At 67.6% G+C, this 13197-nt stretch carries 13 protein-coding genes; 2 read left to right on the forward strand and 11 right to left on the reverse strand.

Annotated features, from left to right (window positions below; translation table 11 throughout):
* Window positions 1-128: 128 nt before the first annotated feature.
* The 4 genes from OG247_RS09980 to OG247_RS09995 form a co-directional block, all read right to left on the reverse strand.
* Window positions 129-506, reverse strand: coding sequence for an FKBP-type peptidyl-prolyl cis-trans isomerase (locus OG247_RS09980; protein ID WP_327251900.1), 378 nt, complete (start codon window positions 504-506; stop codon window positions 129-131).
* 48 nt (window positions 507-554) lie between these two features.
* On the reverse strand, window positions 555-1493 hold the full coding sequence (locus tag OG247_RS09985) for an FKBP-type peptidyl-prolyl cis-trans isomerase (protein WP_327251901.1): 939 nt from the start codon (window positions 1491-1493) through the stop codon (window positions 555-557).
* A gap of 136 nt (window positions 1494-1629) precedes the next feature.
* Window positions 1630-2991: a Pup--protein ligase gene (gene pafA, locus OG247_RS09990; RefSeq protein ID WP_053678744.1), complete on the reverse strand. Its 1362-nt coding sequence runs from the start codon at window positions 2989-2991 to the stop codon at window positions 1630-1632.
* A 125-nt stretch (window positions 2992-3116) separates the two neighbouring features.
* Window positions 3117-4406, reverse strand: coding sequence for an MFS transporter (locus tag OG247_RS09995; RefSeq protein ID WP_327251902.1), 1290 nt, complete (start codon window positions 4404-4406; stop codon window positions 3117-3119).
* Between the two features lie 148 nt (window positions 4407-4554).
* Here OG247_RS09995 and OG247_RS10000 point away from each other — a divergent pair, with 148 nt between their 5' ends.
* Window positions 4555-5556: a LacI family DNA-binding transcriptional regulator gene (locus OG247_RS10000; RefSeq protein ID WP_327251903.1), complete on the forward strand. Its 1002-nt coding sequence runs from the start codon at window positions 4555-4557 to the stop codon at window positions 5554-5556.
* Window positions 5557-5623: 67 nt separating this feature from the next.
* On the opposite strand, the gene prcA is transcribed toward OG247_RS10000, so the two are convergent.
* The 6 genes from prcA to arc form a co-directional block, all read right to left on the reverse strand.
* Complete coding sequence (prcA, locus tag OG247_RS10005; protein WP_327251904.1) at window positions 5624-6388, reverse strand: proteasome subunit alpha; 765 nt, start codon at window positions 6386-6388, stop codon at window positions 5624-5626.
* 43 nt (window positions 6389-6431) lie between these two features.
* Window positions 6432-7271: a proteasome subunit beta gene (gene prcB / locus OG247_RS10010; RefSeq protein WP_327251905.1), complete on the reverse strand. Its 840-nt coding sequence runs from the start codon at window positions 7269-7271 to the stop codon at window positions 6432-6434.
* Entirely contained in the window at window positions 7223-7816 is a 594-nt protein-coding gene (locus OG247_RS10015; protein ID WP_327251906.1) for an endonuclease VII domain-containing protein, read from the reverse strand. The genes prcB and OG247_RS10015 overlap by 49 nt, the downstream gene beginning before the upstream one ends.
* 30 nt (window positions 7817-7846) lie before the next feature.
* The gene (locus OG247_RS10020) at window positions 7847-8059 is read right to left on the reverse strand and encodes a ubiquitin-like protein Pup (protein ID WP_133898495.1); all 213 of its coding nucleotides are present in this window, start codon (window positions 8057-8059) and stop codon (window positions 7847-7849) included.
* 193 nt (window positions 8060-8252) lie between these two features.
* A complete protein-coding gene (dop, locus tag OG247_RS10025; RefSeq protein ID WP_327251907.1) occupies window positions 8253-9764 on the reverse strand; it encodes a depupylase/deamidase Dop in 1512 nt (503 codons plus the stop codon).
* A 251-nt stretch (window positions 9765-10015) separates the two neighbouring features.
* Entirely contained in the window at window positions 10016-11782 is a 1767-nt protein-coding gene (arc, locus tag OG247_RS10030; RefSeq protein ID WP_327251908.1) for a proteasome ATPase, read from the reverse strand.
* 265 nt (window positions 11783-12047) lie between these two features.
* Between arc and OG247_RS10035 the strand changes: the two genes are divergently transcribed.
* Complete coding sequence (locus tag OG247_RS10035) at window positions 12048-12368, forward strand: ferredoxin (protein WP_266910134.1); 321 nt, start codon at window positions 12048-12050, stop codon at window positions 12366-12368.
* A gap of 4 nt (window positions 12369-12372) precedes the next feature.
* Here the strand turns inward: OG247_RS10035 and OG247_RS10040 are convergent, their stop codons facing one another.
* Window positions 12373-12990 (reverse strand): hypothetical protein, encoded by a 618-nt coding sequence (locus OG247_RS10040; protein ID WP_327251909.1) that lies wholly within the window; start codon window positions 12988-12990, stop codon window positions 12373-12375.
* Window positions 12991-13197: the final 207 nt, after the last annotated feature.

The raw sequence follows: 13197 nt of genomic DNA on the forward strand, positions 1-13197 counted from the left end.
TACACCCTCGTGACCGCTGACCGTACCGCCCCGATGGTCCTGGGCAAAAGCGAGGGCCCCTGCCTTCACGGCAGGGGCCCCACACGCTTCACGGCGCCGCTTCGCAGCGTCGCCTCACAGCGGACCGATCAGGCGGCCATCAGGTCGCACACGAAGATCAGCGTCTCGCCCGGCTTGATGGCACCGCCGGCGCCACGGTCGCCGTACGCCAGGTGGGCCGGGATCGTCAGCTTGCGACGGCCGCCGACCTTCATGCCCTGGACGCCCTGGTCCCATCCGGAGATGACCTGGCCGACACCGAGCTGGAACTGCAGCGGCGCGCCGCGGCCCCAGGAAGCGTCGAACTCCTCGCCGGAGGAGAAGGCCACGCCCACGTAGTGGACGGAGACGCGGGAACCCGCCTTGGCCTCGGCACCTTCGCCGACCCAGATGTCCTCGATGACGAGGTCGGCCGGGACCGGACCCTCGGGGAAGTCGATCTCGGGCTTCTCGAGCTTGTCGCTCACGGAACTGCTCCTCAAAAACTTACGAACAGGGGGACAACCTGGACAGTCTTACACCACGGCGAGGATGTCGAGGCTGAAGACCAGCGTCGAGTTGGCCGGGATGGTGCCCTGCTCCTTGTCACCGAAACCCTGGTCCGCCGGGATGACCAGCAGGATGCGGCTGCCGGCCTTCTTGCCGACGATGCCGTCCTTCAGACCCTTGACCTGAAGCTCCGCGAGCGGCCACGTCACCGTCGTGTCGGTGCCGTAGGTGCTCTCGAACGTCTTGTCGTCCTTCCACGTCTTGCCGTTGAACTTGACGACGACGCTGTCGGTGTCCTTCACGACCGCGCCGTCGCTCTCCAGGACGTAGTTCGACACGAGCTTCGCCGGCGGCGTGCCGTCCTTCGGAACGGCCACGGAGACTTCCTTGCCGTCCGTGTTCGTACCGACCTTCGGCAGGGCGGCGTCCGTCTGCGGGACCTCCTTGCCCTTGGCCGAAACCGGGACGGAGGTGCCCTTGACGATGTCCACGACGAAGACCAGCGTGGCGTTCGCCTTGATCTTCTCGCCCGAGCCCTGCTCGCCGTAACCGAGGTCCGGCGGAATCACGAGCTCCAGCCGGCTGCCGACCTTCTTGCCCTCCAGGCCCTGGTCCCAGCCCTTGATGACCTGGCCCGCACCGATGGTCACGTCGAACGGCTTGCCCTTGCCGAAGCTCTGGTCGAACGGCTCCTTGCCGTCCCAGACCTGGCCGAGGTAGTTGACCTGGGCGATGTCGCCCTTCTTCAGCGCCGGGCCGTCACCCTCGCTGATGGTCACCACCTTCAGTTCCTTCGGCGGGTTGCCCGACCCCTTCGACAGGGTGGGGGTCTCCCCGAACTTGGCGCCCTTCGTGATCGCGGGCGCCCCGTTCTTCATCTCGGCGGAGTCGGAGCCGCTGTCGCCACAGGCCGCTGTCGACAGCAGCAGAAGGGGTACGACAAGCAGGCCGGCAAGTCGGCGCACGTGTTCCTCAGATCTCAGACGGCACATAGGTCGTCGCCACTCTAAGGCGTGGACAGGGCCCCGTACGAGATCCGTACGAGGCCCTGGCCAAGATCAGTGCGATGTCACACGACGCCAATCAGCGCCTTGTACGCCCTCACATCCCCGCGATCAGCTTCTCCACCCGGTCGTCCACCGACCGGAACGGGTCCTTGCACAGCACCGTGCGCTGCGCCTGGTCGTTCAGCTTCAGATGCACCCAGTCGACCGTGAAGTCCCGCCGCTGCTCCTGCGCACGACGGATGAAGTCACCCCGCAGCCTCGCCCTCGTCGTCTGCGGAGGCACCGACTTGCCCTCGAAGATCTTCAGGTCGTTGCAGATCCGCGCCGCCTGCCCCTTGCGCTCCAGCAGGTAGTACAGCCCGCGCCTGCGGTGGATGTCGTGATACGCGAGGTCTATCTGAGCCACCCGCGGATTCGACATCGTCATGTTGTGCTTCGCCCGGTACCGCTCGATCAGCTGGTACTTCATCACCCAGTCGATCTCGGTCCCGATCCGGTCCAGATCCTCCGCGTCGATCGCGTCCAGCGTCCGGCCCCACAGCTCCAGCACCTGGTCCACGACACCCGTGCGGATGCCCCGGCGCTCCGCGAAGTCCACGGCCTTGTCGTAGTACTCCCGCTGGATCTCCAGCGCGGAGGCCTCCCGCCCGCTCGCCAGACGCACCTTGCGCTGACCCGTGATGTCGTGACTGACCTCGCGGATCGCCCGGATCGGGTTCTCCAGCGTCAGGTCCCGCATCACCGTGCCCGCCTCGATCATGCGCAGCACCAGATCGGTCGCCCCGACCTTCAGCAGCATGGTCGTCTCGGACATGTTCGAGTCGCCCACGATCACGTGCAGGCGCCGGTAACGCTCCGCGTCCGCATGCGGCTCGTCCCGCGTGTTGATGATCGGCCGCGAACGGGTCGTGGCCGAACTGACACCCTCCCAGATGTGCTCGGCCCGCTGACTCACGCAGTAGACCGCGCCCCGGGGCGTCTGCAGCACCTTGCCCGCACCACAGATCAGCTGCCGCGTGACGAGGAACGGGATCAGAATGTCCGCCAGCCGGGAGAATTCCCCGTGCCGGGCCACCAGGTAGTTCTCATGGCAGCCGTACGAGTTTCCCGCCGAGTCGGTGTTGTTCTTGAACAGATAGACGTCGCCCGCGATTCCCTCCTCGTGCAGGCGGCGTTCGGCGTCGACGAGCAGGCCCTCGAGAATGCGCTCGCCGGCCTTGTCGTGGGTGACCAGTTCGATCAGGTTGTCGCATTCGGGAGTTGCATACTCCGGATGCGAACCCACGTCGAGGTAGAGGCGGGCGCCGTTCCGCAGGAAGACATTGCTACTGCGGCCCCATGACACAACACGGCGGAAGAGGTAGCGCGCCACTTCGTCAGGAGACAGTCGGCGCTGTCCCCTGAACGTGCACGTGACGCCGTACTCGTTCTCCAGCCCGAAAATGCGGCGGTCCATGACTGAACATTACGCCTTCTGCTCTGTTCTGAAACCGAGTTCGCAGGCGCCGTTTCGATCATTTTCCCGAGAGACCACCCCACCACCCACCCACCGGCCCGCCCACCGGCCGACCACCAGCCCGCCTAAGCCCCCGTCACAGAAGCCTCCGCAGAGCCCTCCAACGGCCCCGCCGAACCCGCCACCGGCTCCCCGGCCACCGACCCCGGCGCCGAACCCGCCACCGCACGGCTCGCACCCGGACGCGCCAGCACCCGCTGAGTCACCGTCAGCACCAGCAGCGCGGCGAACCCCGCCACGCTCGCCACCGCGAAACCCGCCGCCGTACCCCCCGCCTCCACCGCAGGACCCGCCGCCGCCGTACCGATCGCCGCACCCACCCCGAAGAACGTCACCAGCCACGAGAACGCCTCCGTCACCGTGCCCGCCGGAGCATGCCGGTCCACCACGATGAACGCACACGCCAGAGCCGGAGCCAGGAACACCCCCGCCAACGCCGCGAACCCCGTCATCGCCACCACACCCGGCACCAGCATCAACGGCAAATAACACACCGCCAACAACGCCAGCAACAACCAGAGCCGCCGCTCCGGCGCACCCACCCACTGCCGCGCCCCGTACAGCACACCACCGAACAGCGCACCCAGACCCAGCGCCGCCATCAGCCAGCCGTACACCGCCTGCCCCCCGTGCTCATCCGCGTACGCCACACCCGCCACCGTGATCGACCCCAGCGCCGTACCCACGAAGAAGAACGCCCCCAGCAACGCCAGCAGACCCCGCGAACGCAGCGCCCCCAGCCAGTGCGCCTCCCGCGGCTCCGAACGCCACGTACGCGAAGGCTCCGACACCACGACCGACAGCGCCCCCAGCACCCCGATCCCGTTCAGCACCAGCAGCGCCACCGCCGGATCCCACAGCGCCACGCACAGCGTCACCAGCAGCGGCCCCACCGTGAACATGACCTCCTGGGCCACCGCGTCCATCGCGTACGCCGCGTGGACCCGCTCCTCCTTGCCCCCCAGCACACTCGGCCACAGCGCCCGCAGCCCGCCCTCCAGCGGCGGCGTGAACAGCCCCGCGACCACCACCGCCGCGTACGCCACCGCCACCGACCCCGTACCGGCCAGCGCCAGCCACACCATGCCCAGCGCCGACACCACCGCCGCCGGCAACTGCACCCGCGGCTGCCCGAAAAGGTCCACCGCCCGCCCCAGCAACGGCTGCCCCACCGCGTTCGACACCCCGTACACGGCCGCCAGCGCACCCGCCAGGCTGTAACTGCCACCCTCCGCCCGGGTGAACAGCACGATCGCGATCGGCCCCGTCCCGTTCGGCAGCCGGCCTATGAGCGTGCCCACCAGCAGCCTCGCGGCATGCCGGGTCCTGAGCAGCTCCGCGTAACCCGCGGCCATGTCCGCCCCCTCCTCCGCCCGGACCCAGCCCGGAACAACCCAAGTAATACGTATAACGTGACCGGTCATACGTACCATGACCACAGTCGGACGGTCCACCCACCCGACCCCCCACACCCCCCGCGACCTCGCACTACAGGAGCACCGTGTGACGAGACCCACCAGCCGCGACGTGGCCACCGCCGCCGGAGTCTCCCAGGCCACCGTCTCCCTCGTCCTCGGCGACAAATGGCGCGGCCGCGTCTCCCAACGCACCGCCGACCACGTCCGCCACACCGCCACCGAACTCGGCTACCGCCCCAACCTCGCCGCCCGCAACCTCCGCCTCGGATCCACCCGCACCGCCCTCCTCGTCGTCCCCGCCCTCACCAACGAATTCTTCGCCCGCGTCTACACCGGCGCCGCCCGCATCGCCGCCGAACACGGCTTCGGCGTCGTCCTCTACCCCTCCCCCGACGGCACCGGCCCCGCCCGCAACCCCTTCGCCTCCGCCCGCGCCGCCCTCGACGGAGTCATCGCCTCCTCCATGGCCGCCGACGCCCTCCACGCCCTCGGCGGCAACGAACTCCCCCTCGTCATGCTCGACAGCGACCCCACCGCCGACACCGCCCACGCCCACGTCAACCTCGCCATCGCCGACGGCATGCGCCAAACCGCCCAACACCTCCTCACCCACGGCCACCACCGCTTCCTCCACCTCGCCTCCGCCATCGACTCCTGGACCTTCACCATCCGCGCGAACGCCCTCGCCGCCCACCTGCCGCCCCCCACCGAGCTGCGCACCGTACGGGCCCACCTCAGCGTGGAAGCCGCCCGTACGGCCATGGAGCGCGCCCTGGACACCCCCGCGGACCGCCGCCCCACCGCCGTCGTCTGCGACGACGACATCCTCGCCGCCGGCGCCTGCAAAGCCGCCCGCCGCCTCGGCCTGCGCATCCCCGAAGACCTCTCCGTCACCGGCTTCGACGACCTCGCCCTCGCCACCGCCGTCGAACCCGAACTCACCACCGTCCACCTCCCCGCCGAACGCGTCGGCGAACAAGGCATGACCGCCCTCCTCGCCGTCCTCGAAGGCACCCCCTGGACCCCCGTCGACATCCCGGTCCACCTCGTCGTCCGCGACTCCACGGGACCCGCACCCCGCACCTGAGCCCCCGGAAACGCGAAAGCGCCCCCGACCCGAAGGCCAGGGGCGCCCACACTCACTACGACTCGCTCTACTCGGCTTCCTCTTCGGGAGCCTCGTCGTTCGACACGGCATCCGCCTGAGCGGCCGCCGGAACGTCCGCCTCCAGCAGCCGCGACAGCTGCCGGCCACGGATCCGCTTGAACTTGCGCTGCTGAGCCCGCGTACGGTCCAGCACCGCCACCTCCAGCCGCTCCGCCGGAATCGACTTGTCCGTACCGTTCGCCTGGCTCGACAGCGCCTGCACCGCCAGCTTCAGCGCCTCGGACAGGGTCATCCCGTCCTGGTGCCGCTGATCCAGATAGGTGCTGATCTGCTCGGCGTTGCCACCCACGGCGACGGACCCGTGCTCGTCGACGATCGACCCGTCGTGCGGAAGACGATAGATCTGGTCGCCCGCGGCGGTCGGACCGACCTCGGCAACGACCAGCTCCACCTCGTACGGCTTCTCCCCCGCACTCGAGAAGATCGTGCCGAGCGTCTGCGCGTAGACGTTCGCCAGCCCACGGGCCGTCACATCGTCACGGTCGTAGGTGTATCCACGCAGATCGGCGTACCGCACACCGCCGATGCGCAGGTTCTCGTACTCGTTGTACTTGCCGGCGGCCGCGAAGCCGATCCGGTCGTAGATCTCGCTGAACTTGTGCAGCGCGCGGGACGGGTTCTCACCGACGAACACGATGCCGTCGGCGTACTGGATCACAACAAGGCTGCGACCGCGGGCAATGCCCTTGCGGGCGTATTCCGCCCGGTCGGCCATGGCCTGCTGGGGTGACACATAGAACGGAGTCGACACCGGCTTTCCGTCCCTTTCTTCTGGACGACGAGGAGGTCAGAGGTCAGAGCAGGGCGGCGCGCGGACCGTCGGGCTGCTCCAGCCGGCGGTTCGTGATCTTGCGGGCCAGCTCCGAGGACTCCTCGTCGGTCAGCCTGCGGAATCCCTCGTCGGTCATGACGGTGACGATGGGGTAGATGTGGCGGTAGAGGTCCGGACCGCCGGTGGCCGAGTCGTCGTCGGCGGCGTCGTACAACGCCTGCACGACCAGCGTCGTGGCCTCTTCCTCCGTCAGCTTCGAGTGGTACAGCTTCTTCATCGAACCGCGGGCGAAGATCGAGCCCGACCCGGTCGCGGCGTAGCCGTGCTCCTCGGAGCGGCCGCCGGTCACGTCGTAGGAGAAGATCCGGCCCCTCTCCTTGGCCTCGTCGTACCCCGCGAAGAGCGGGACGACGGCCAGGCCCTGCATGGCCATGCCCAGGTTGCTGCGGATCATGGTGGAGAGCCGGTTCGCCTTACCTTCGAGACTGAGGGTCGCCCCCTCCACCTTCTCGAAGTGCTCCAGCTCCAGCTGGAACAGCTTCACCATCTCCACGGCGAGACCGGCGGTGCCGGCGATGCCGACGGCGGAGTACTCGTCGGCCGGGAACACCTTCTCGATGTCCCGCTGCGCGATCATGTTCCCCATGGTCGCCCGCCGGTCACCGGCGAGGACCACCCCGCCGGGGAAGGTGGCGGCCACGATGGTCGTCCCGTGCGGCGCCTCGATGACCCCGTCGGGCAGCTTCCGGTTGCCCGGGAGCATCTCGGGCTGGTGCGCGCCCAAGAAGTCCATGAAGGACGACGACCCCGGCGTCAGGAAGGCTGCCGGCAGACGCCCTGTGCTTCGAATGTTGGGTTCCACAGGTTTCCTTCCAGATATTCGACTGCCCGACGGGCATGGTCGGGATCATCCTGCAACAGGCCAACGCCCGTATTGCAGTTGAAGCAAAGTACGCCCCGGACCCTACCCGTTTTGTGGCAGTGATCCACATGTACGGCAGGAGCCCGAAGGCAGATGCAACAGAGACCGCCCTGATCCGCGATCATCTGGTCGCGCTCGCCCTCGGTGATTCCGTACTTGCGCCTAAGGTGACCCGCCCGACCCTCCACGGCCCGGCACGTCTTGCATCGCGCATTGCGGCCATCAGGAGCGGATGAATTGCGATGAAACCCGGAATGCGGCTTAACCTCCCCGCAGCGCGTGCAGAGCTTGTGCCCTTCCGGCACTTCCACACGCCGACGGACCATCCCGGCCTCCGCCGACAGCGCTTTGAGGTGACCCCTCGGAGCGCAGTCCCTGCAGTGTTTTTGCAAGCCATCCATGTTCGACCGCTTGATGCCGAAGGCTGCGCGCGGCCGCTCCTCGCCGCACCGCACACAACGCTTCGACCCTGCCCTTACGGGCATCCACCCCACCCTTCACCTTCGATTCAAAGGCTACTGGCCACCTTTTTGAACGAATGAGCGAACGAAGTCCTCGGCGTTCTCCTCGAGTACATCGTCAATCTCGTCAAGTACGGAGTCGACGTCGTCCGAGAGCTTTTCCTGTCGCTCCTTGAGGTCGGTCGATTCCTCGACCGCCGCCTCCTCGACCTCCTCGGTCGAGCGCTGCGCCTTCTGCTGTCCGCCGCCGGTGTCCTTGGTCGCCATGTGTAGCTCACCCCGCTCGGTTCGCACGCTCACGTGAAAGACCCCGCGAATTCGGGATCCCTCAAGATCAGACTCTACGTCGGACCCTACAAGGAGGGCCCGACATCCGTCCCGGTACTTTCATAACGTCCGGATGTCTTCATGATTCCCGGGCCGGGGGCCTTTCAGCCCCCGCCCCGTGTACCGGAAAGGCTTACCGCCCCGACAGCACCCGCACCAGGTCCTCCGCCGTGCGGCAGCGGTCCAGGAGCTCCTTCACGTGGGCACGGGTGCCCCGCAGGGGTTCCAGGGTCGGGACCCGCTGGAGGGAGTCGTGGCCCGGCAGGTCGAAGATCACCGAGTCCCACGAGGCCGCCGCCACGTCGTCCGCGTACTGCTCCAGGCACCGCCCCCGGAAGTACGCCCGGGTGTCCTCCGGCGGCTTGCTCTGCGCCCGATCCACCGCCGGCTCCTCCAGCAGGCGCTTCATCTTGCCGCGGGCCACCAGGCGGTTGTAGAGCCCCTTCTCGGGCCGTACGTCCGCGTACTGGAGGTCCACCAGGTGGAGACGGGCCGCGTCCCATTCGAGGCCGTCCCGGCGCCGGTAGCCCTCGAGGATCTCCCGCTTCGCGATCCAGTCGAGCTCTCCCGACAGGCTCATCGGGTCGGTTTCCAGCCGGCCCAGTACGTCCTCCCAGCGGGCCAGCACATCCTTGGTCTGCTCGTCCGCGTCGGAGCCGAAACGCTCCTCCACGTACTTCCTGGCCAGCTCGTAGTACTCCATCTGGAGCTGTACGGCGGTCAGCGTCCGCCCGCTGCGCAGCGTGATCAGGTGCTGCAGGTCGGGGTCGTGGGAGACCTGGTGGAGGGTGCGTACGGGCTGGTCCACGGCGAGGTCGACGTTGATGTAGCCGTCTTCGATCATGGACAGGACCAGGGCGGTGGTGCCGAGTTTGAGGTAGGTGGAGATCTCGGAGAGGTTGGCGTCGCCGATGATCACGTGGAGGCGGCGGTATTTCTCCGCGTCCGAGTGCGGCTCGTCCCTCGTGTTGATGATGGGGCGCTTGAGGGTGGTCTCCAGGCCGACCTCGACTTCGAAGTAGTCGGCGCGCTGGCTGATCTGGAAGCCGTGTTCGCGGCCGTCCTGGCCGATGCCGACGCGGCCGGCGCCGGTGAAGACGAGGCGGGAGACGAAGAAGGGGGTGAGGTGGCGCACGATGTCCGAGAAGGGGGTTTCCCGCTTCATCAGGTAGTTCTCGTGCGTGCCGTAGGAAGCGCCCTTGTTGTCGGTGTTGTTCTTGTAGAGGTGGATGGGCTGGGCCCCGGGGAGCTGGGCGGCCCTGACAGCCGCTTCGGCCATGATCCGCTCGCCGGCCTTGTCCCAGAGGACGGCGTCGAGCGGGTTGGTGATCTCCGGGGAGCTGTATTCGGGGTGTGCGTGGTCGACGTAGAGGCGTGCGCCGTTGGTGAGGATGACGTTGGCGAGGCCGATGTCCTCGTCGGTGAGCTGGCTGTTGTCGGCGGCCTCGCGGGCGAGGTCGAAGCCGCGGGCGTCCCGCAGCGGGTTCTCTTCCTCGAAGTCCCAGCGGGCGCGTCGCGCCCGGTGCATCGCCGCCGCGTAGGCGTTGACGATCTGGGACGAGGTGAGCATGGCATTGGCGTTCGGGTGCCCCGGGACGGAGATCCCGTACTCCGTCTCGATCCCCATTACTCGCCGTACGGTCATGCGGCCCTCCTTGCCCGGCGGCGCTCCCGTTCGGGAGCGGCGCTCAAGTACCGCTGGTGCTCCGGTGCGTCGTGTGCGGTGCCCGTCCCCGCACTGCGCGACCTGCGGTATGGAAGAGCCTAGAACCACTCCGCGCTGGTGGGGAGATCATTTCAGTCATTGACTTTGCCCTGTCACCGGCTGAAAAGAACGTTTGGTAAAGCAGTCGGCTGCGGGTGCCCTTGCCGGGCGCCCGCAGCCGGCCCGCTTTGTCAGAGGTACTGACCGGTGTTGGCCACCGTGTCGATGGAGCGTCCGGTGTCCGCGCCTTGCTTTCCGGTGACGAGGGTTCGGATGAATACGATCCGCTCGCCCTTCTTTCCGGAGATTCGGGCCCAGTCGTCGGGGTTGGTGGTGTTGGGCAGGTCTTCGTTCTCCTTGAACTCGTCCACGCAAGCCTGGAGGAGGTGGGCGACGCGAAGGCCCTTCTGGTTGTGCTCGAGGAAGGCCTTGATGGCCATCTTCTTCGCACGGTCCACGATGTTCTGGATCATCGCGCCCGAGTTGAAGTCCTTGAAGTAGAGGACTTCCTTGTCGCCGTTGGCGTACGTGACCTCGAGGAAGCGGTTCTCCTCGGTTTCGGCGTACATCTGCTCGACGACGGTCTGGATCATGCTGTGGACGGTTTCCGCGGTGGATCCCTGGTGCTCGCCGAGGTCGTCGGTGTGCAGGGGCAGGGTGGCCTTGAGGTACTTCGCGAAGATGTCCTTGGCGGCCTCGGCGCCGGGGCGCTCGATCTTGATCTTCACGTCGAGCCGGCCGGGGCGCAGGATGGCCGGGTCGATCATGTCTTCGCGGTTGGAGGCGCCGATGACGATGACGTTCTCCAGGCCTTCCACGCCGTCGATCTCGGCGAGCAGCTGGGGGACGATGGTGTTTTCCACGTCCGAGCTGACTCCGGATCCGCGGGTGCGGAAGAGGGATTCCATCTCGTCGAAGAAGACGATGACGGGGGTGCCCTCGCTCGCCTTCTCCCTCGCACGCTGGAAGACGAGGCGGATGTGCCGCTCGGTCTCGCCGACGTACTTGTTGAGGAGTTCGGGGCCCTTGATGTTCAGGAAGTAGGACTTCCCGGTGGGCTGGCCGGTGACCTCGGCGACCTTCTTGGCAAGGGAGTTGGCCACGGCCTTGGCGATGAGCGTCTTGCCACAGCCGGGAGGGCCGTAGAGCAGGATGCCCTTCGGGGGCCGCAGTTCGTGTTCCTTGAAGAGGTCGGGGTAGAGGTAGGGGAGCTCGACGGCGTCGCGGATCAGTTCGATCTGGTCGCCCAGGCCGCCGATCTTGTCGTAGTCGATGTCCGGGACCTCTTCGAGGACGAGGTCTTCGACCTCGCTCTTGGGGACGATCTCGTAGACGTAGCCGGAGCGGGGTTCGAGCAGCAGGGAGTCGCCGGGGCGGATGGTGACGTCCAGGAGCGGCTCGGCGAGCCTCACCACCCTTTCCTCGTCGGTGTGCCCGACCACCAGGGCGCGCTCGCCGTCCTCGAGGATTTCCTTGAGGGTGACGATGTCCCCGGCCCGCTCGTACTCCATGGCCTCGACCACGTTGAGGGCCTCGTTGAGCATGACCTCCTGGCCGCGCCGGAGGTCATCCGGTTCGACGCTGGGGCTCACGTTCACTCGGAGCTTTCGGCCGCCGGTGAAGATGTCGACGGTTCCGTCTTCGTTCGACTGCAGGAAGACTCCGAAGCCGGCCGGCGGCTGTGCGAGCCGGTCGACTTCTTCCTTGAGGGCCACGATCTGGTCGCGGGCCTCGCGCAGGGTGTTCGCCAGCCGCTCGTTCTGTGCGGAGACGCCTGCCAGGTTTGTCTGGAGCTCGACGATCCGCTCTTCGAGAATCCTCGTGTGTCGCGGAGAGTCGGCGAGCTTACGTCGCAGGACGGCGATTTCCTGCTCGAGATAGGCAACCTGGCCGGCGGGGTCCTCAGACCCTCGCCCGGGCCGGATGCCGCGGTTGATGTCGTCGTCGTGGGCTGCCACGGTCCTCACCTCCTCCAAGGGGAGCTGGACGCTTTCTGACCCTACCTGGGCTGGTGGTGATTGAAACCCCTAGATCACAAAGACGGTAGGGGTGTGTCCGATCTTCACCCTTGCGTACTCCCTCCCGTCAAGGAAATACCCACCCATCAAACTCGGGAAGCGGCCGGTTGTAAGGTCGAACTGTTCAACACCCGTCCGAGCTCGTGCGACTTGCCGCGAGTATCCGAGCGGGATGGATCACTCGAGGCAGGGAACGGCAGGAGATATGACCGTGCAGCAGGAGGTTTCCGCGGGGGGTTCCGGCGTGGCCGGAGAGCCGCTCGAGGTCTGGATCGACCAGGACCTCTGCACTGGCGACGGCATCTGTGTGCAGTACGCACCGGAGGTGTTCGAGCTGGACATCGATGGTCTGGCGTACGTGAAGAGCCCTGCCGACGAGTTGCTCGTGGAGGCGGGGGCGACCACTCCGGTTCCGCTGGTGCTGCTTCAGGACGTGGTGGATTCCGCGAAGGAATGTCCCGGGGATTGCATCCACGTAAGGCGGGTTTCGGACAGGGTGGAAGTCTTCGGTCCGGACGCGGAGTGACGGTTCAAACTCCCGTGGGGGTCGGATCCGTAAGCTCCTGGCGGAATTTCCCGCCGGTCCAGCGCCACTTGGCGAGCTGTTCCGTGTCGGGGCTGTAGCGGGGCACTTCGGGCGAGGAGTACCCGAGGAGGTTCGCGGTGACGAGTCCGTCGCGGACGGTGAGGTCGGTCGCGGTCTGCATGCGGGCGGCTTCGAGCAGTGTGGCGACGACGCGGGGGTTCGGGGTTTTCGCGGGGGCCTGGGCGAGGACGTAGATGGCGTGCGGCGGGGTGCCGGAGCCGGCGTCGCAGCGGACGGCCGCGACGGTTTCGGGGCGTCCGTCGCCGTCGAGGTCGCCTTCGGCGGTGGCCGTGACGGCTTGTGGGGCGCCCTTGCAGTCCAGGGGGTACGCGACCGCGTGCGCGTCGGGGGCGGCTGTCTGGGGGCCGCTCACGGGGCTCTCGGGGCTCGTGGTGCGTGCGGGGTCCGCGGAGGCTCCGGTGGCCGGGTCGGGCTGAAGGAGTCCGGCGGCGGCTATGACGGCGGCCAGGGCCGAGGCCGTGGCGAGCCAGTGGACGGGCCGGGCCCGGTGGTGCGCCGGGGTGGGTGTGCTCGGCGCCGGCTCGGCGGGGCTGTGCGGCACGCGGGGTGTCTCCTGTGCGAAGGGTGACGGGGAGCCAGCATCGTGCCACACCTCACATCGGGGTGGAACGGGTGGGTCCGGGCCGGCCGGGGCGCTCGCGCGGGGCCGTCCCGTGGGACAACGAAAAGACGCTGTGGCGCAGTTCCCGGGTGTTCGGGGGGAACTGCGCCACAGCGTCTGTTCGTTGCGCTCTGTTTGTTGGTGGGG

Source organism: Streptomyces sp. NBC_01244, assembly GCF_035987325.1.
GTDB lineage: Bacteria > Actinomycetota > Actinomycetes > Streptomycetales > Streptomycetaceae > Streptomyces.